This window comes from Streptomyces sp. NPDC101110 (genome assembly GCF_044759525.1).
Lineage (GTDB): Bacteria > Actinomycetota > Actinomycetes > Streptomycetales > Streptomycetaceae > Streptomyces.
Genome location: NZ_JBIVZM010000017.1, coordinates 39,078 through 57,436, shown reverse-complemented (window position 1 = coordinate 57,436; position 18,359 = coordinate 39,078). Strand labels below are relative to the sequence as shown.

16 protein-coding genes are annotated in these 18,359 nt (G+C 72.1%); 7 read left to right on the top strand and 9 right to left on the bottom strand.

Annotation, left to right across the window (positions count from 1 at the left end; genetic code table 11):
* Positions 1-7: 7 nt before the first annotated feature.
* On the bottom strand, positions 8-2,917 hold the full coding sequence (locus ACIQU3_RS32010; RefSeq protein WP_403929089.1) for an ABC transporter substrate-binding protein: 2,910 nt from the start codon (positions 2,915-2,917) through the stop codon (positions 8-10).
* 445 nt (positions 2,918-3,362) lie between these two features.
* On the opposite strand from ACIQU3_RS32010, the gene ACIQU3_RS32005 reads away from it, so the two are divergent.
* On the top strand, positions 3,363-4,301 hold the full coding sequence (locus ACIQU3_RS32005; protein WP_403741181.1) for a Dyp-type peroxidase: 939 nt from the start codon (positions 3,363-3,365) through the stop codon (positions 4,299-4,301).
* Here the strand turns inward: ACIQU3_RS32005 and ACIQU3_RS32000 are convergent.
* Genes ACIQU3_RS32000 through ACIQU3_RS31990 form a run of 3 tightly spaced genes read right to left on the bottom strand, consistent with a single transcriptional unit; the run spans position 4,226 to position 6,810 of the window.
* The gene (locus tag ACIQU3_RS32000; protein WP_403741178.1) at positions 4,226-5,038 is read right to left on the bottom strand and encodes an FAD:protein FMN transferase; all 813 of its coding nucleotides are present in this window, start codon (positions 5,036-5,038) and stop codon (positions 4,226-4,228) included. The genes ACIQU3_RS32005 and ACIQU3_RS32000 overlap by 76 nt on opposite strands.
* A gap of 4 nt (positions 5,039-5,042) precedes the next feature.
* On the bottom strand, positions 5,043-5,456 hold the full coding sequence (locus ACIQU3_RS31995) for an FMN-binding protein (RefSeq protein WP_403741175.1): 414 nt from the start codon (positions 5,454-5,456) through the stop codon (positions 5,043-5,045).
* Between the two features lie 13 nt (positions 5,457-5,469).
* Positions 5,470-6,810, bottom strand: coding sequence for a ferric reductase-like transmembrane domain-containing protein (locus ACIQU3_RS31990; protein WP_403741171.1), 1,341 nt, complete (start codon positions 6,808-6,810; stop codon positions 5,470-5,472).
* Between the two features lie 152 nt (positions 6,811-6,962).
* Between ACIQU3_RS31990 and ACIQU3_RS31985 the strand changes: the two genes are divergently transcribed.
* The 6 genes from ACIQU3_RS31985 (at position 6,963) to ACIQU3_RS31960 (ending at position 12,894) form a co-directional block, all read left to right on the top strand.
* Positions 6,963-7,670 carry a response regulator transcription factor gene (locus ACIQU3_RS31985; RefSeq protein WP_403741167.1) on the top strand — a complete coding sequence of 236 codons (708 nt, stop codon included), beginning with the start codon at positions 6,963-6,965 and terminating at the stop codon, positions 7,668-7,670.
* The gene (locus ACIQU3_RS31980; RefSeq protein ID WP_403741163.1) at positions 7,667-9,124 is read left to right on the top strand and encodes a sensor histidine kinase; all 1,458 of its coding nucleotides are present in this window, start codon (positions 7,667-7,669) and stop codon (positions 9,122-9,124) included. Before ACIQU3_RS31985 ends, ACIQU3_RS31980 begins: the two co-directional genes overlap by 4 nt.
* A 245-nt stretch (positions 9,125-9,369) precedes the next feature.
* A complete protein-coding gene (locus ACIQU3_RS31975) occupies positions 9,370-10,494 on the top strand; it encodes an ABC transporter ATP-binding protein (protein ID WP_403741160.1) in 1,125 nt (374 codons plus the stop codon).
* A complete protein-coding gene (locus tag ACIQU3_RS31970; RefSeq protein WP_366714405.1) occupies positions 10,491-11,198 on the top strand; it encodes an ABC transporter permease subunit in 708 nt (235 codons plus the stop codon). The genes ACIQU3_RS31975 and ACIQU3_RS31970 overlap by 4 nt, the downstream gene beginning before the upstream one ends.
* Positions 11,195-11,860, top strand: a complete 666-nt coding sequence (locus ACIQU3_RS31965; protein ID WP_403741155.1) for an ABC transporter permease — start codon at positions 11,195-11,197, stop codon at positions 11,858-11,860. The genes ACIQU3_RS31970 and ACIQU3_RS31965 overlap by 4 nt, the downstream gene beginning before the upstream one ends.
* 77 nt (positions 11,861-11,937) lie before the next feature.
* Entirely contained in the window at positions 11,938-12,894 is a 957-nt protein-coding gene (locus tag ACIQU3_RS31960; protein WP_403929086.1) for an ABC transporter substrate-binding protein, read from the top strand.
* Between the two features lie 161 nt (positions 12,895-13,055).
* On the opposite strand, the gene ACIQU3_RS31955 is transcribed toward ACIQU3_RS31960, so the two are convergent.
* The 5 genes from ACIQU3_RS31955 to ACIQU3_RS31935 form a co-directional block, all read right to left on the bottom strand.
* Complete coding sequence (locus ACIQU3_RS31955; protein WP_403741149.1) at positions 13,056-13,640, bottom strand: GTP-binding protein; 585 nt, start codon at positions 13,638-13,640, stop codon at positions 13,056-13,058.
* Positions 13,627-13,986: a DUF742 domain-containing protein gene (locus ACIQU3_RS31950; protein WP_403741146.1), complete on the bottom strand. Its 360-nt coding sequence runs from the start codon at positions 13,984-13,986 to the stop codon at positions 13,627-13,629. Before ACIQU3_RS31950 ends, ACIQU3_RS31955 begins: the two co-directional genes overlap by 14 nt.
* 1 nt (position 13,987) lies before the next feature.
* Entirely contained in the window at positions 13,988-14,419 is a 432-nt protein-coding gene (locus ACIQU3_RS31945; protein ID WP_366714400.1) for a roadblock/LC7 domain-containing protein, read from the bottom strand.
* Positions 14,420-14,433: 14 nt separating this feature from the next.
* Complete coding sequence (locus ACIQU3_RS31940) at positions 14,434-16,908, bottom strand: nitrate- and nitrite sensing domain-containing protein (RefSeq protein WP_403929084.1); 2,475 nt, start codon at positions 16,906-16,908, stop codon at positions 14,434-14,436.
* Between the two features lie 191 nt (positions 16,909-17,099).
* Positions 17,100-18,110 carry a substrate-binding domain-containing protein gene (locus ACIQU3_RS31935; RefSeq protein ID WP_403929081.1) on the bottom strand — a complete coding sequence of 337 codons (1,011 nt, stop codon included), beginning with the start codon at positions 18,108-18,110 and terminating at the stop codon, positions 17,100-17,102.
* Positions 18,111-18,359 lie beyond the last annotated feature (249 nt).

Below are 18,359 nucleotides of genomic sequence, written 5' to 3'. Positions count from 1 at the left end.
GCGGCGCTCAGCGGATCCGGCACTCCTTCCGCGTGAGGGGTGCCGTGTCCCCCGCCTTGCGGCGGCACACCACATGGGGTTCGGAGGTGCCGTCGTTGGTACGGCTGACCTCCTTGAGGACGATGCTGTGCCCCGTGCGGTCGCCGTACAGGGGGGCTCCCGTGAAGTCGATGGTGCCGGTCGCCATGCCCTCGATCTTGACGCTGCGCAGATTCACCCAGGTCGAAGCCCGGCTCTGCGGCCGGTCGCCGCGCGTGGCCGCCCAGAACAGGGCCCGGGTCGCGTCATGGGCCAGCGCGGTCTGGCCACTGGCCAGGGCGGGGCTGTCGTACCGCAGGCTGTGGCCGCGCAGCCCGGGCAGGTGCTTGGCGGCGTCCAGGTAGAAACCCGTGCTGGTGGCGGCCGTCTCCAGTTCCGCGAGGGCCGCGTGGTACAGCGTGACCTTCGGGGCGACGGACTGGCCGCCGCCCGCGAAGTCGGCCTTGGACAGGTCGTCGCCGGTGAGGATGGCCAGGGGCTTTCCGGCACAGCCCGGCTCGGTGCCCAGCTGGTTCATCAACGGGTCGATGTCCTCCACCCGGCCCGCGAAGTAGATCACCGAGGGAACGCGGCCGCCACGGCAGATCTCCTGGGCGTGCGAGCGCAGTTCGGGCTTGCCGCCGCTCAGGGTGTAGCGCCGCTGGTCGAGCGGGGTGAAGCCCTGCCGGCGCAGCATCCGCTGGCCGTAGCGGGCCTGCTCGTCGGTGTAGAGGTCGTCGGTCCGCGCCGTGTCGCGGGCCAGGACGAGGGAGTACTGACGCCGGTCCGGTGTGCGCAACGGGGCGGCGATCAGGCCGAGTTGCCGGGTCTGCCACTCGTCGGTCGCGGCCAGGCTGAACCAGTTGGCGAACTCGCGGGGCAGATAGGTGGCGGAGTTCGTGCCGGAGACGACCGGCAGACCCGCCTCCATCAGGGTGCGGGTCGTCGCCCGGCTCGACTTCAGGTCGCGGCCGGTACCGACGACACCCACCACGGTCGGGTCGTGGGCGGCGTACGCGGCGATGGCCTCCGCCATCTCCACCTGCCGGCCCAGGTCCACGCCGCCGTTGGCGATCAGGACGCGCAGCTTGACGCTGGAGTTCTCGTTGATGACGGCCTGCGCCAGATACACGCCCGCCAGCTCCTCGGCGCCCTTCACCAGGGAGGAGCCGGCCGCGGTGTCGGCGCTGAGCGGCCCGGCGTAGACGACGGTGACGTACTTGCCGGCATGCCGTCCGAGGACGTTCGCGTTCTGCCGGGCGATGAGATCCTCCAGGTCGGCGACCGTCCAGGGCGTGTCCTCGTCGGCCGTGAGCGCCTTGACGTCGTCGCCGGCCTGGGGCGCGGGCAGCCAGTCGGCGAAGCGGACGCCGTCCGTCGCGATGCCGATGCACTCCGTACGCCCGTCGGACCCCTGCTCGCGCCGGGTGTCCCGGTTGGCGGTCAGCACGGACGCCGAGCAGTACCGGTCGTGCAGGGCGTCGGCCCGCATGACGGCCGCGGTGGTGACCAGGGCGACGACCAGGACCAGGCTGTGCAGCGCCCACACCAGCCGGGCGGGTGTGGGCCGGGCGGAGGCCCGCAGGTGGTGGCGGCCCTCCTCGACGGGGCCCAGCTGGTCGTGCGGCAGCGGGACCTTCATCACCCACGGGAGGACGGACCGTTCCCGGCTGGGTGACTGCTCGGCGCGCAGGTTGCGGCCCCACTCCTGGTACCAGGTGCGCAGCCGGACCCCGAACGTGGGCGGCGCCGCGTCCGGGGCGGGAGCCGTCTGGACGACGCTGCGCTCCAGACGCGGCACGTCGTGCGCGCGCACCGCGGCCACCACGAGCAGCGGGTCGAGCTCGCTGCGCCGGCTGCGGACGTCGCTGATGGCCCGGATCAACTCGATGCCGCCATTGCGGTCGTCCGCGTGCGGCAGGAACAGCATCGGCGGGCGCGGGCGTTTGAAGCCGCGCAGGTCCCAGCTCCAGCGGCGGTGGTTGTCCCGCAGGTCCTCGCGCAGCGCCAGCACGCACAGCTGGAGGTGGAAGTCACCGCCCGCCGTCAGCGCCTCCGCCACGTCGTAGGCCCGGGCCGCGATCGCCCTCCAGGAGCGGACCGGCCGCAGCAACGACGCCTCGGTGGGCTCCTCCTGGTCCGCCGCCCTCAGGAACGTCGTCGTCATGAACCAGCGGCTCTCCCGGCGCAACCACAGGAAGATCGGAGCCCGGCCCGGCAGGACGTAGTTGAGGACGGTCAGCAGCAACAGGAAGACCAGACCGGCGCCCACCGCGACGTACCACTCGCTGCGGGCCAGGAGCGCGGCGAGGACGGTCACGAGGCTCGCCGGGAGGATGTGCGCCATGTCGAACAGCGGCAGGCCGGAACGCCAGCGGGCCGTGTTCTTCGGCCGCCAGCGCTGCTGCGCCAGCTCGTTCAGCAGCCGCTGGCGCTGGTCCTGACCCGCCTCGGGGCTGCCCGGCGCGGGGGACGGCCAGCTGTCGCCGAGCGCGGCGACCGCGTCGTCGATGGCGTGCACCAGCCGCAGCCGCGGGAACGCGTAGCGCCGGTAGACCGCCTTGGGGCCGCCCCACTTGCGCGGGTCGCTCAACGCCCGTACCAGGGCGGCGGCCCGGCGCACCTCCGTGGACCCCTCGTAGGAGTCCTGTGTCACCGCGCAGCGCGTGCCGTGCGCCTCCTGGCCCGTGTGCAGCTGGCGGACCAGCCCGGCCACGGCGTCGTCGTCCCCGCTCTCCTGAGCGTGCACGACGAACACCGGCATCGGTGGTTCGGTGCTCCTGCGGAAGTCCTGGATGAGGATCTCGAGCTGGTTCTGGAGATGGCGCGCGGCGTCGCTCTCCGGCATGCCGTCGTGGCCCCCAGGGCAGTCCGGCGGCGTGCGAGCGTCCTTCACCATGGGCAACCCCCCGTCAACCTTCGGTGACCTACGACAGTAGCCGGTGCCGATGAGGTGCGAGTGGGTGACGTACGAAGTCGGTGGGGGTCCGGTTCCGCGCCGGCGCCGGCCGGGCCGGCTCGCCGGGGCCGCCGGGTGACGTACGACGGGTTCGGCAGTCCGCGTGACCCGCCGCCCGTCGGCGGCGCCGACTCCCTCCCCCTGCCGCCCGGCGCGCACGCCCCGCAGCGGGCGGACGGCCCCTCACCGCTCCGCACCGCGAACGCGGTGCCGCCAGGGCCGCGGGACGCCGGGGGGCCGGCTGCGGGGTGGGCGCGGCAACCGCTCGTGAGGGACCGGGAGTTCCGGCCACCCCTTCGCTGGGCATCGTGTCAGGGGCGTGGGCCGTACCGTCCCGGAGGGGGAGCGGACGGGCCGTGCCGTCCGGGCGAAGGGATGGGAAGCCATGACGTCACCGCTGCCCTCGGGCGAGATGCTGCCGCAACCGGTGCTGAACCCGCCGGCCTCGGTCGCGGTGTTTCTGGTCGCCACGATCGAACCCGGTGGGGAAGAAGCCGTGCGGGAGGCGCTGGGCTCGGTCGCGGGCCTGGTGCGGTCCGTCGGCTTCCCCAGCCCCGACGGCGGTCTCGGCTGTGTCGCCGGGGTCGGATCCCGGGCGTGGAGCCGGCTGTTCGGCGGTCGGCCCCCCGCCGAACTGCACCCGTTCCGCGAACTGGCCGGGCCCCGCCATCACGCGCCGTCCACCCCGGGGGACCTCTTCTTCCACATCAGGGCCGCCCGCACCGACCTGTGTTTCGCGCTGGCCGCCGAGCTGCTGCGGCGGCTGCGCGGCGCCGTCACCGTACGGGACGAGACACAGGCCTTCTCCTACTTCGACTCGCGCAACCTGCTCGGCTTCGTCGACGGCACCGAGAACCCGGTCGGGCAGGCCGCGGCCGAAGCGGCCCTGGTCGGCGACGAGGATCCCGGCTTCCGGGGCGGCAGTTACGCGCTGGTGCAGAAGTACCTGCACGACGTGGACGCCTGGGACGCCCTCGCCGTCGAGGCGCAGGAGAAGGTCATAGGCCGCACCAAGCTCACCAACCTGGAACTCGACGCACCCGGTTCGCACAAGGACGTCAACACCCTCCTCGGCCCGGACGGTGCGGAGTGGCGGATCCTGCGCTCGGCGATGCCGTTCGGCCGGCCCGGACACGGGGAGTTCGGCACGTACTTCGTGGCCTACGCGCGCACCCCCGGGATACCGGAGACGATGCTGCGCACGATGTTCCTGGGCGGGCCGGGTTCGGGCCCCGACCCGCTGCTGGACTACTCGCGCGCCGTCACCGGCAGCCTGTTCTTCGTACCGCCGGCGGGCTTCCTGGAGGACCTGCCCGGCAATTGACGTCCGGTCATGTCGCTGTGCGGGACCGACACCGGAAATCCCGCACTGCGCAGCACCCGTCGCTCCGTGTCCACCGCGAACACCTCGCAGTTCTCCCGGGCCGCGGCCCATTCGGGGCCCTCACGGCCGAGCGCGAACGCCGCCGTCGCGACCGTGTCCGCCTCGGTCAGGGTCGGGGCGACGACGGTCACGCTGATCAGTCCGGTCGCCGGGCGGCCGGTGCGGCCGTCGAGGATGTGGTCGCCCCGCTCGTAGCGCGCGGAGGTCGCCACGGCCCGGTCCGTGACGTCCAGGATCGTGCAGAGCCGGTCGGCGTGTTCGGGGTGTCGCACGCCGACGCGCCAGGGACCGCCGGAGGCGACCACGTCGCCGCCCGCGTTGACGCAGAAGCGGCGCGCGCCCGCTGCCCGCAGCAGTGCGGCCCCCCGCTGCACCGACCACCCCTTCACCACGGCGCAGGGGTCCAGGCCACGGCCGGGCAGACGCACGTCGAAAGCGCCCCCGGTGGCGATCCGGTACTCCTCGCACAGATCGAGGACCTCACGCAGCTCCGGGCCGGGCTCGCACACCTCGCCCCGGTCCAGCCGTGACACCTCGCTGTCCGGGCGGAACGGGCTGAAGCGCGCGTCGACCTCGCGCAGCCAGGCGAACAGAGCGTGCACCGCAGCCTCGGGGACGTCCTCGTCGTCGATCCGCACCGACATCGGGAACCCCATGACGTGCTCGACGCGGCGCATCCCCTCAGCCCCTCGCGTCGATGGCGGCCTGGAGCGACTCCTTGTAGCCGTCACTGGTGACCGTCGCGCCGGACACCGTGTCGATGTCGGCGCTCTGCGCCCGGAGCGTCTCCTCGATCAGCTCGGGCACGGCGGCCGTGGTCTGCGGATGGTCCGGCTGCCGGAGCATCCGCACCGAGGCGATCCGGTCACCGTCGAAGGTGACCTCGACGCGCACCGGGCCCTTCTCGGTGTCGACGAGGGGCCCCGGCACGACGGTCGTCGTGGTGCCGCCCGAGGAGGACGCGGAGGGGGTGGACGCCGGCGCCGCCGCCTCGGCGGGCGCGGACGACGATCCGGTGTCGTGCGAGGGGGAGTAGCGCCAGAGCGGGATCAGGCCCGCGACACTGAGGACGAGGACGGGCAGGGCTCGTTTCACGAATCTCTCCTCGTCATCCGGCCAGGCTGAAGCGTTCGAAGTGGATCTGGGGCCCGGGCACGCCCAGCTCGCGCAGGCTGCCCAGCACCGCCTTCATCATCGGCGGCGGGCCGCACAGGAAGACGTCCCGCTCGGCGAGGTCCGGCACCAGCTCGGCGAGTTCCCGCGGCGCCAGCCGGTCGGGCACGGGCGGGCCGGTCACCAGGTGCAGCTCGGCGCCCCTGGCCGACGCGAGGTCGCGCAGTTCGTCGTGGAGGACGGCGTCCCGGTCCGTCGCGACCCGGTGGATCACGACCGCGTGCCCGTCCAGTTCCTCCAGGAGCGCCCGGATCGGTGTGACACCGACGCCACCGGCGATGAGCACGGCGCCGGGCCGGGTGCGGTGCAGTGCGGTGAAGGCGCCGTAGGGGCCCTCGGCGAACACGCGCGTGCCCGCCTTCAGGTGCCGCAGGGCCGCGCTGCCGTCACCGGCTCGCTTGACGGTGAGACGGAGCGTACGGCCGTCCGGGGCGGCCGACAGGGAGAACGGGTTCGCCTGCCACCAGCGGTCCTTGGTCAGGAACCGCCACAGGAAGAACTGCCCCGCCCGGGCCGGCAGCCGGTCCAGGTCGCGGCCCGTGATGTAGACCGACACGACCTGGTCGTTCTCCGGGACGACCGCCGTCACCCGGAGCCGGTGGCGGAGGTTCCGCCACAGCGGCAGCAGCAGCCGGCCGGCGCACACCGAGGCCAGGGCCGCGCCCCACAGGCCGTACCAGTAAGACGCCGCCACCGGAGACGAGGCGAACGTCGTCCCCTCCGCGACCTGGTGCGTGAACGCCAGCACCACCGCCACGTAGGTGTACAGGTGGATGAAGTGCCAGGTCTCGTAGGCCAGCCGGCGCCGGGCGTACCGGGCCGACACCGCGCCCACCACCAGGATGATCACCAGAGCGGCGATCGCCCGCAGCACGCCCTCGACCGTCTCGGCGAGATCGACCAGCTGGTTCACCGGGTCCAGCGACGAGGCCTGCGCGTAGCCGAGGACGATGAACACGGCGTGCGACAGCAGCAGCCACAGCACCGAGAAGCCCGTCCAGCGGTGCCAGGACGTCAGCCGGTCCATGCCGATCCGCCGGTCGAACCACGGCAGCCGGGCCACCAGCAGCAGCTGGAACGCCATCAGCAGCGCCGCGTACAGCCCGGTCAGCCGGCCCAGCACGATCAGCGCGTTCGAGGCGAAACCGGCCTGCACGAAGAACACGGCCACCGCGACCGCGTTCGCCAGCAGCACCGCGTACAGGCCGGTGCGTCCCACCACTCGGGGGCGCGGACCCGGGCGGGTCGCCGCGGGAGGTTGATGGAGGGTCGTCACGATCGGCAGCTCCTTGATCGGCACCTGGTACACCGAGCTTGGCGCGCCGGAACTGTCGGGAAGCTGTCACTCGACTTTCAGGTGCTTATCGATCCGGCAGCGGGAGGGCGGGCGGCTGTGGCGGCCCGGGACGCGTGCAGCACTATGAGGGCGTGGAAAAAGTACGACTTCTCGTCGTCGACGACGACCCGCCGATCGCCGACCTCGTCGCGACCGTCGCCCGCTACGAGGGCTGGGAGGCGGTCACGGCGTACACCGGCGAGGACGCCCTGCGGCGGGCCGCCGAGTTCCACCCGGACATCGTGGTGCTCGATCTGATGCTGCCCGGCGTGGACGGCTTCGGCGTCCTGGACCGGCTGCGCGCCTCCGGCACGATGGTGCCGGTGGTCTTCCTCACCGCCCGCGACGGCGTCGCCGACCGGGTCGCCGGCCTCACCCGGGGCGGCGACGACTACCTGGTCAAGCCGTTCGCCGTGGAGGAGCTGATGGCCCGGCTGCGGACCGTGCTGCGGCGCAGCGCCGGACCCGCCTTCCAGCGGTCCGTGCTCCGGGTCGGCGACCTGACGATGGACGAGGACACCCGGGAGGTCCGGCGCGGCGCGAGGCTGCTGTCGCTGACCCCGACCGAGTACGAGGTGCTGCGTTACCTGATGCGCAAGTCGCCCACCGTGCTGACCAAGGCGCAGATCCTCGACCACGTGTGGGAGTACGGCTTCGGCGGCCGCTCCAACGTCGTCGAGCTGGTCGTCAGCCGGCTGCGCCGTAAGCTCGACGAGACCGGCGAGGGCGACGCGAGCGGCTCGGCGCTCATCCACACCGTGCGCGGCTTCGGGTACGTGCTGCGGCAGGCCGCCGAGTGATCGCCCGGCTGCGACGGGCCTACCGCGCCATGCGGCTGGGCACCCGGCTGGCCCTGGGCCTGGGTGCCCTGTCCCTGGTCGTGTTCGCCGTCGTCGGCACGGCCCTGACCACCTACATGCGGGACTATCTGTCGGCCCAGCTCGACACCCAGCTGGCGCAGGCCCAGATCGCCCAGTCCAAGAGCATCGCGGACTACGGCACTCTCTCGGGCAAGAAGTACTACAGCTGGTTCTACGCGGTGTACGACGTCTCCGGGGGCAAACCCGAACTGCGCCGGCCCGAGGACCCGGTCGACCTGCCCGAGGACGTCGACGACTTCACCGCGCTGGCCTCGGCGCAGACCGCCGCGCACACCGAACTGCTGCGCACCGAGCACCTGAAGGGAGCCGGCACCTACCGGCTGCGCGCCTGCGAGGTCGAGCGCGGGGTGGTCCTGGTCAGCGCCGCGCCCATGGACGAGATCGAGGACACGGTCGAGCAGCTGATCACCATCCAGGTCGTCACCTTCGCGCTCGCGCTGCTCGCCCTGGTCGTCTTCGGCCGCCGGATGCTGCGCCGCGGTCTGAAGCCGCTCAGCGACATGGCGTTCACCGCGCACGGCATCGCCTCACACGATCTGTCCGAGTCGGCGGCCCGGCTGCCGCTGCGCGTCGACGGCCGGGACGGCGGGCCCGAGGTGGACGAACTGCGCACCGCCTTCAACACGATGCTGGAGCACATCGACGACTCCCTCGCCGTGCGTGCCGAGGCCGAGCAGCGGCTGCGCCGCTTCGTCGCCGACGCCTCGCACGAGCTGCGTACCCCGCTGATGTCGGTGCGCGGGTACGCCGACCTCTTCCAGTACGCCGCCGCCAACGCCCCCGAGGAACGCGACCGGCACCTGGCCCGGCTGCGCGCCGAGGCGGCCCGCATGGGCATCCTCCTGGACGATCTGCTGCTGCTCGCCCGGCTGGACGCGGCGGAGGTGGAGACGCCGCTGCGCCTGGTGGAAGCCGACCTCGTGGAGCTGGTGGCGCAGGCCGCCGACGCCTTCCGCGCCGGCCACCCCGGCCATCCGCTGACCGTCCGCACCGGGCCGGGCCCGGTGTCACTGCCGATGGACGCGCTGCGTGTCCGGCAGGTCGTCGACAACCTCCTGACCAACGCCGCCGTGCACACCCCCGCGGGCACGGAGGTGTCGGTGGAGGTGGCCGTCACACCCGGCGAGGCCGAGGTGCGGGTCGCCGACACCGGGCCGGGCATCCCGCCCGACGACCGGGCCCGCGTCTTCGACCGCTTCTACCGTGTCGACAAGGCCCGCAGCCGCGACCGAGGGGGCAGCGGTCTGGGCCTGGCGGTCGCCCGGTCCCTGGTCCGGGCCCACGGCGGCCGCATCGAGGTGAACAGCGCACCGGGAGCGACGGTGTTCACCGTGCGCCTGCCCAGGAGCGGCGCACGCCCCGCGGACCGGTGAAAGCCGCCCTCCAGTGCCGCGGCAGGCACGCTCGCCCCGGCGCGACGCCCGGCACGCCCTCCCGCCGCACCGTCCGAAAGCCCAAGTACGCCCAGTACGAGGGCTTCCGGCCGGCACGCCGAGAGCACGCACCGGACCCCGCTCCTCCGCGGGCAAACGTTTCCTGCCGCGGCACTAGACTCGTCCGGAAACAGCCCGTACGACCATCGGCCAACGCTTCCGTCAACCCGAAGGACCCCGGCGCCTTGATACGGATCGAATCAGTCACCAAGCGCTATCCGGACGGCACGGTGGCTGTCGACCGGCTCTCCCTGGAGATACCCGACCGCTCGATCACCGTCCTCGTCGGACCCTCCGGCTGCGGGAAGACGACCACCCTGCGAATGATCAACAGGATGGTCGAACCGACTGAGGGAACGATCCTCCTCGACGGCGAGGACATCCAGCGCCGGCCCGTCACCACCCTGCGCCGGTCGATGGGATACGTCATCCAGAACGCCGGCCTCTTCCAGCACCGCACGATCCTCGACAACATCGCCACCGTGCCCCGCGTGCTGGGCTGGGGCAAGCAGAAGGCCCGGGAGCGGGCGGCGGAGCTGATGGAGCGCGTGGGTCTCGACGCCGCGCTCGCCAAGCGGTACCCGTACCAGTTGTCCGGCGGCCAGCAGCAGCGCGTCGGTGTGGCGCGGGCACTCGCCGCCGACCCGCCCGTCCTGCTCATGGACGAACCGTTCTCGGCGGTCGACCCGGTCGTACGCAAGGGACTCCAGGACGAGCTGCTGCGCATCCAGGAAGAGTTGGGCAAGACCATCGTCTTCGTCACTCATGACATCGACGAGGCGATCAAACTCGGCACCATGGTCGCCGTGCTGCGCGAAGGCGGTCACCTCGCCCAGTACGCCCCGCCCGCCGAGTTGCTGTCCAGTCCCGCCGACGCCTTCGTCGAGGACTTCCTCGGAGCCGACCGCGGCATCCGGCGGCTGTCGTTCTTCCCCTCGGCCGAACTCCCGCTGACGACCGGCCCGGTCGTCCCGGCCGACGCCGGCGCCGAGCGGATCGCCGCTACCGGCGCCCCCTGGCTGCTGGTCACCGACGCCGAGGGCCGGCCCCTCGGCTGGGCCGAGCAGCGCGACCTGTCGGCCGGTGACATCGACCCCGGCCGGCTCCTGCCGCACGGACGGCCGTTCGTCCCCGGCACCGACTCCCTGCGTGCCGCCCTCGACTGCGCGGTGCTCTCCCCGGCCGGCTGGGCCGTCGCCGTGGACGACGCCGGGCGGGTGACCGGCGTGGTCTCCCAGGCGGCCATCGGCGAGGCGATCCGCAGCGCCCACGCCGCAGGCCACGCCGAAGAGGCCGAGGCCGCCTCGTGAACGGCTTCTTCGACATCCCGAGCGACCTCCAGCACAGCTACGCCGGCCTGATCGGACTGCATCTGCGTGAGGCCCTGCTGCCCGTCCTGGCGGGGCTGGTCCTCGCGCTGCCGCTCGCCCAGCTCTGCGTCCGGTTCCGCTGGCTGTACCCGCCCGTACTCGGCGCCACCACCATCCTCTACGCCGTCCCTTCGCTGGCCTTCTTCGTGGTCCTCATCGACTACACCGGCCAGACCGAGCTGACCGTGATGATCCCGCTGGCGGTCTACAGCCTCGTGGTGCTCGTCCCGGCCATCGTCGACGGGGTGCGCTCCGTGCCCCAGGAGACGCTGGCCGCGGCCACCGCCATGGGCTTCGGGCCCGTACGGCGTTACGTGCAGGTGCAGTTGCCGATCGCCGTGCCCGCCATCATCGCCGGACTGCGGGTCGCCACCGTCTCCAGCATCTCCCTGGTCAGCGTCGGCACCCTCATCGGCAACCAGGGCGCTCTCGGCAACCTGCTCGCCGACGCGCAGAAGTACGACCGGCCCGAACTGGCCGTCAACTCCGTGATCACGACGGCGGTCCTGGCCATCCTCTGCGACGCCCTGCTGGTGCTGCTGCGCGTGGTCCTGACCCCGTGGATGCCGAGCGGCACCCGCAGACGCCCGAAGACCGGAGCGCGGCAGCCCCTGCCCGCCCGTCCGCAGGACGTGACCCGGTGAACGTACTGAACTTCGTCAACGCCTTCTTCAGCGACAGCGCCCACTGGCACGGCTACGACGGCATCCCGCAACGCCTGCTCGAACACGTCCAGTACTCCCTGCTGGCCCTGGCCCTCGCCGCCGCGATCGGCCTGCCCGTCGGCCTGCTGACCGGGCACACCGGACGGGGCGGCAACGCCCTCGCCTTCATCGCCACCGCGGCCCGCGCACTGCCCAGTTTCGGCCTGCTCGTACTGATCGTCATCGTGATGGGCTTCGGCCTGCTGCCCGTGATGATCCCGCTGGTCGTCCTCGCCGTGCCGCCGATCCTGGTGACCACCTACGAGGCGGTCCGCACCGTCGACCCCGCTCCGGTGGACGCCGCCCGCGGCATGGGCATGCACGAGTCGCGGATCCTGTTCCAGGTCGAACTTCCGGTCGCGCTTCCGCTGATCCTGAGCGGTCTGCGCTCGGCGGCCATCCAGATCGTGTCCACGGCCACCATCGCCGCGTACGTCAGCCTGGGCGGCCTCGGCCGGTACATCGTCGACGGGCTCTACCAGCGCGACTACGAGAAGGTGGTCGGGGGCGCCACCCTGGTGGCGGTCCTGGCCCTCGTCACGCTGGCGCTGTTCTGGGTGGCGGGCCGGGTGGCCGTGTCACCGGGGGTGCGCCGACGCTGAGACCGGCCCGGAGTCTGTAACAAACCGTGACCAGGGCGCTCTTGACTGATCACAAAGCGGCTGGATTGGATCAGTGAATGACTTTCACCGCGAACAGCAGCAGGTCCAGGACGAGGCACACCAGCGTGGCGGCCGTCGCGCTCACCGCCGCTGCGGCGCTGCTCGCGGGCTGTTCGTCCGGCGACTCCGGCGACAACCCCCTGGCGGGCGAGAAGGCGAAGGCGGGGACCGTCGTCGTCGGTTCGAACAACTTCGCCGAGAGCACCCTGCTCGCCGACATCTACGGTGAGGCGCTCAAGGCCAAGGGCCTCAAGGTCACCTACAAGCACAACATCGGCAGCCGTGAGACGACGTACGGGCTGATGAAGAACGGCTCCGTCACCGTACTGCCGGAGTACAACGGCTCGCTGCTGGCCTACCTGGACCCCAAGGCCGGGCAGGAGTCCGCCGACGCGGTGAACGCGGCCGTCAAGGCCAAGCTGGACAAGAAGCTGACGCTGCTTCAGTCTTCGCCCGCCGAGAACAAGGACTCGGTCACCGTCAACGCCGAGACCGCGAAGAAGTACCGGCTCACCGCCTCCTCCACCCTCGCGGACCTCAAGGACGCCGCCCCGGACCTGGTGATCGGCGGTTCCCCCGAGTTCCAGACCCGGCAGCAGGGTCTGAAGGGCCTGAAGTCCGTGTACGGCCTGGAGTTCAAGTCCTTCAAGGCGCTCGACGCGGGCGGCCCGCTGACCCAGGCGGCCCTGGCCCGGAACACGATCCAGGCCGCTGACATCTTCACCACGGACCCGACCATCGTGAAGAAGAAGTTCGTCGTCCTGAAGGACCCGGAGAACCTCTTCGGGTTCGCCAACGTCACCCCGCTGGTCAACAAGAGCGACCTCCCCGCGAAGGGCGTCGACGCCCTCGACGCCGTCTCCGCCGAGCTGGACACGAAGACCCTGCTGGAACTCGACGCGCAGGTGCAGCTCGAGAAGAAGGACCCGTTGGACGTGGCGACGACGTGGCTCAAGTCGGCTGGCCTGAACTGACGGCCTGAGAGCCTGAGTGACAGACGGCCTGACGGCCTGAGGGGCCGAGTGCCTGAGTGCCTGACGGCCGGCGGGCACGGCGGTCCGGCGGTCTCGCGGCCGCCGGTCCGGCCCGGGGGGTACCCGCTCCCACCCGGGCCGGACCCTTCCGGCGGCCGCCCCTACGCCTGCACCGCCGACGCGATCAACTGGTCGATCAGCGCGATCAGCACGTCCCGGCACGACTCCCGGTCCCGCGCGTCGCACAGCAGCACCCGGACATGGTCCGGCACCGCCAGCGCCTCCTTGATCTCCTCGGCGGGATACGGGTGTTCGCCGTGGAAGCCGTTGACCCCGACGACGAACGGAATGCCCCGGCGCTCGAAGAAGTCGATCGCGGCGAAGCTGGCCCGGGGTCTGCGCACGTCGACCAGGACCACGGCCCCGAGCGCGCCGAGGGCCAGGTCGTTCCACATGAACCAGAACCGCTGCTGACCCGGCGTGCCGAACAGGTACAGCACCAGCTCCCGGCTGATGGTGATCCGCCCGAAGTCCAGGGCCACGGTGGTGGCCCGCTTCTCCTCGATGCCGTCGAGGTCGTCGACGCCCAGACCGGCCATGGTCAGGGGTTCCTCGGTGCGCAGCGGGACGATCTCGCTGACCGACCCGACCATGGTGGTCTTGCCGACGCCGAAGCCACCGGCGATCAGGATCTTGACCGTGTCGGGTGCCGAAGACGCGTCAGTGGCAAGCTCAGAGCCGGCCAAGGCCGTCCCTCACTTTCTGCAGCAGGTCCAGGTCCGGAGCGGTACGGGAGACCGGGCGGGGCGGGCGGACGGTGATCCGGCCCGCCTCCAGCAGGTCGCACAGCAGGATGACGACCACGCTCACCGGCAGGTCGAGCCGGGCGGCCAGCTCCGCCACGGCGACCGGCTCCGCGCACAACCGCAGGATCCGGGTGTGCTCGGGCTGGCACCGGGCCGCCGTGGCGGGCGGCGGATCGACCGCCGTGACCGTCGAGATGAGTGTGAAGTCGGCGCGGCTCGGGCGGGTCCGGCCACGGGTCAGAGTGAACGGTCTGACGAGCCGGGCCGCCGCATCACCTACGTCCACCTCACACGCCGGGGCCGACGACGGGGCCGGCCACGCCCCGGGGCGCCGCGCTCAGGTGCTCGCCGATCTTCTTCACCAGCATGTTCATCTGGTACGCCACCACCCCGACGTCCGCGCCCGGCCCGGTCAGCACGACCAGATGCGCGCCGGGCCCGGCGGAGGTCAGGATCAGATAGCTGTTGGCCATCTCGATGAGCGCCTGGCGCACCGGACCGCCCCGGAAGTCCATGCTGACGCCCTTGCTGAGGCTCATCAGACCGGACGCGGTCGCCGCGAGCCGCTCGGCGTCGTCGCGCAGGAAGCCGGTGGACTTGCTGACCACCAGGCCGTCCTCGGAGAGCACCACGGCCTGGTTCACGTCGGCGACCCGCTCCACGAGTCCGGTCAGCAGCTGGTCGAGCTGGGTGTGCGTGGCGGGGATGGGGCGTGTCATTGCGGTGTCCTTCGTCAGCGGTCGGCGGGCGGAGTCGAGGGGAAGGGGTCGGCGGCGGCCTGCCTGGGTACGACGGGCGTCTCGTCGGAGTGGGGCGACGTGGCGGCGTCGTCACGGGCCCGGAGCGTGCCGCGCTGGAAACCGGCCAGGGAGGACGCGGCGGCCTCCGCGGTGAAGTCGTCGGGGGAGTCGTCGTCACCGGCGGGCGCGGCCTCCTCGCGCAACTCCTCCACCAGGCTGGTCTGCGGCACCCGGCGGGGGAGCGGGGCGAGACCGTCCCGGCGGGGGAGGACCTCGCGGGCCGCCGACGGGGCGGTGGAGGCGGTACGGGCCGTGACGAGGGGTCTGAGTTCACGGGCCGCCCCGGCGGTGCTGTCGCCCCCGCGCGCCGCCCCGGCGGTGCTGTCGCCCCCGCGCGCCGCCCCGGCGGTGCTGTCGCCCCCGCGCGCCGGCCCGCCGCGCTGCGGCTCCGCACTCGGCTCGGCATCCCCCACGCCCCGTCCGTGCACGGCCCCCGGCCCTTCCTCCGGCGCGTCGCCGTCCGTCGACCCGCTGTCCGAGAGTTCCCGCACCACGATCTCGTGCGGTACCAGCACGATCGCCGTGGTCCCGCCGTAGGGCGAGGAGCGCAGGGTGACGGCGATGCCGTGCCGGTGCGCCAGCTGGGCGATCACGAACATGCCCAGGCGCAGATCGTCGGCGAGCGCCACCACGTCGAACTGCGGAGGCACCGCCAGCTGTTCGTTGAAGGACGTGTAGTCCTCCTCCGACATGCCGAGGCCCCGGTCCTCGACCTCGACGGCCAGGCCCTTGGCCACCATGCCGGCCCGCACCGTGACGGCGCTCGGGGCGGGGGAGTAGGCGGTCGCGTTGTCGATGAGTTCGGCCAGCAGATGGATGACGTCCGCGACGGCGGGCGGCGCGACGAACACCTCCTCCTCGGTGAGCACCTCCACCCGCTTGTACTCGGCGACCTCCCCGACGGCGCTGCGCAGGATGTCGATCAGCGCCACCGGCTCGGTCCAGCTGCGGCCGGGCCGTTCGCCGCTGACGATGACGAGGTTCTCCTCGTAGCGGCGCAACTGGCTGGCGGTGGAGTCCAGTTCGTACAGGCCCTTGAGGATGTCGGGGTCGGTGTGCTCGCGTTCCAGCGTGTCGAGCTTGCTCAGCTGGAGGTTGACCAGGTTCTGGCTCTGCCGCGCGATGCCCAGGATGATCTTCTGGAAGCCGCGCCGGGTGTCGGCGAGTTCGACGGCGGTGTGCACGGCGGTGCGCTGGGCGGTGTTGAACGCCCGGGCCACCTGGCCGAGTTCGTCGTGCCCGTAGTCCAGTGGGGTCGTGGCCGACTCCGGGTCGACCGTCTCGCCGCGCTCCAGCCGCGCCACCACGTCGGGCAGCCGCTCCTGCGCGAGGCTGACGGCGGCCCGGCGCAGACCGCGCAGCCGCCGGGACAGCGAGCGGGTGATCCGCCACGACATGCCGACGCACACCAGTAGCGCCAGCAGTCCGCCGGCGCTCAGCAGGGCCGCCTTGAGCAGCAGGGCGTCCGCCTTGTCGGCGCTGCGCTGCAGCAGGCCCGACGTCTGCTGCTCGATGAGGCCCGCGTACCGGTCGGACAGCTTGGCCATGGCGGCGGACCACTGCCGGTGCGCGTCCGGCAGGGCGATCCGGTCGGCGGTGGCGCTCGCGTTGCGCGACGCCAGCACCCGGTCCTCGACGGACTGCAACGTCCGCCACTCCGGGCTCGCCAGGATCCGCTCGGTCTGTGCCTTGGCGCTGCCGGTCAGCTGCGGCAGGACCTGGTCCTGGACCAGCCAGCGCCGGGTGTTGACCATTTCCGTGAACTGGGTCCACGTCCCGTCGTCCAGGTGCCCCGTCGGCCAGGCCAGGGTCAGCTGTGCGTCCTCCCGGGAGACCAGCTCCGCCGCGTGCTCGAGACCGATCAGCGGGCCGGCCTGCGAGGTGAGGTCGCCGTCGTCGACCTGGGAGAGCTCCTGGAACGCGTGGATCTGGTCGTCGATGATCGACGAGTACTGGTCGAGCGCCTGCTGCGCGGTGATGTCGGTCGGGTTGTCCACCTGGTCCCGGTAGTACTCCAGGCTGCCCACCGAGCCCAGGACCGAGTACAGCCGGTCGGAGATGCGCGCGGGCGCCTTCTCGATGGCGTCCGCCTGCCCGACCAGCTTGGCCACCGCCTCGTCGGTCTTCTCGCGCTGGGCGTCGAGTGCCGCCCGTGAGCTCTTCGGCGAGGCCAGGAAGGCGGCCGACAGGCTGCGTTCCCGCTGCAACGCGAGCGTCGCGTCGGTGCCCATGGCGCCGGTCGACCGGCTGAGCTCCGTCTGGTCGCGCAGCCTGAGGCCCTCCGAGAACATCTGGATCGTCGTCACGCCCCACATGGCGGCGAGGGTGACGCTGGGCACGAGGGCCAGGAGCACCAGGGAGAGGCGTATGGAACCGAGGCGGCGCCGGGCACCTGTCCGTCGAGACATCGTCGTCCTAGGGCGATCAGCGGGGAGTGAGGAGCGGGGAGGCGGAGCGGTAGGAGGGTGTGGGGGACGGGCGCGTGGGTGGTGCCGTCCCGGGTGCGGCACATGGGATGCGCAGGATGTTATCCGTACAAGTGGGCATGGGGGCCGTGCCTGACCGAATCTTTGGCGACTCCGTCACAGGACATGCCCGGTCACCGGGTCCCGGCGGCCGCGAACCGCGCGACGGCGGACACGTTCGACCTGGTCACGAAGGCGGGCCCGGTGAGCACCGGTGACGTCCCGCCGCCGCTGACGTTGCCGTTGGTCCGGTACAGCCACAGGGCGTCCACCGCCAGGTAGCCCTGCAAGTAGGGCTGCTGGTCCACGGCGAACTGCACCCGTCCGCTCTTCACCGCCTCCACCAGGTCCTTGTTGAGGTCGAAGGTGGCGACCTTCGCCCGGCTGCCGGACTGCCGCACGGCGTCGACGGCGCTGAGCCCGTACTGGGCGCCCAGGGTGACGACCTCGTCGATGCTCGTGTCCTGGCGCAGCCGGGACGCGATCGCGGCGGTCACCGCGTCCATGTCGCTGCCGTCGACGTACAGGTTGTCGGTGTCGCCGTGGAACGTCTTCCTCATCCCGGCGCAGCGGGCCTCCAGTGCGACGTTGCCCCGCTCGTGCACCACGCACAGGGCGTGCCGGGCCTTGACGTCGTCCAGTTTGTCGCCGACGGCCCGGCCCGCGACGGACTCGTCCTGGCCGAAGTACTCCAGCAGGCCCGCGGGCCGCCAGGCGTCGATGCCGGAGTTGAGTCCGACGACGGGGATGCCGGCCGCTTTGGCCCGGGCGATCGGCCCGCGCATCGCCGCCGGCTTGGCGAGGGTCACCGCGATGCCGTCGACCTTGTCGTCGACCGCGTCGCGCACCAGCGCGGCCTGTGCGGCCGGGTCGGCGTCACTGGTGTACGTCAGGTCGACACCGTCCTTCGCGGCGGCCGTTTCGGCGCCCTTGCGCACCAGGTCCCAGAACGCGTCACCCTTGCCGCCGTGTGTGACCAGGGCGATCTTCATCCCGCCGCCCGGTCCGCCCGCCGCGTCCCCGTCCGGGCCGTCCCCGGCGGTGCCGAGGAGGGAGCAGCCCGACACCAGCAGACACAGGACGGACGCCAGGGCCGCGACACGCAGGCCTCTCGCGGAGGTGTGCGGCGGGCGGGGACTGTTCATGGGGGGCGGACCTCGCTGTGCGGCCGAGCAAGAGCAGGGGGAGAGCGCAGGCGGGGCCGCAGGTGCGCACCGACCGGATGACTCTCACTGGCCCGGAGCCAACCGTGTGTGACCACCGGTCGTCAAGTGAGCGGCCACATGCCGTGAGTTGATGCTGCCGCATCGTGATGATCTGTCCGGCCGGTCGAACAATGCCCGGTCGCGGATGCTCTCACCTCGGCTTTCCGTACCGTCCGTGCGGTTCGGCCG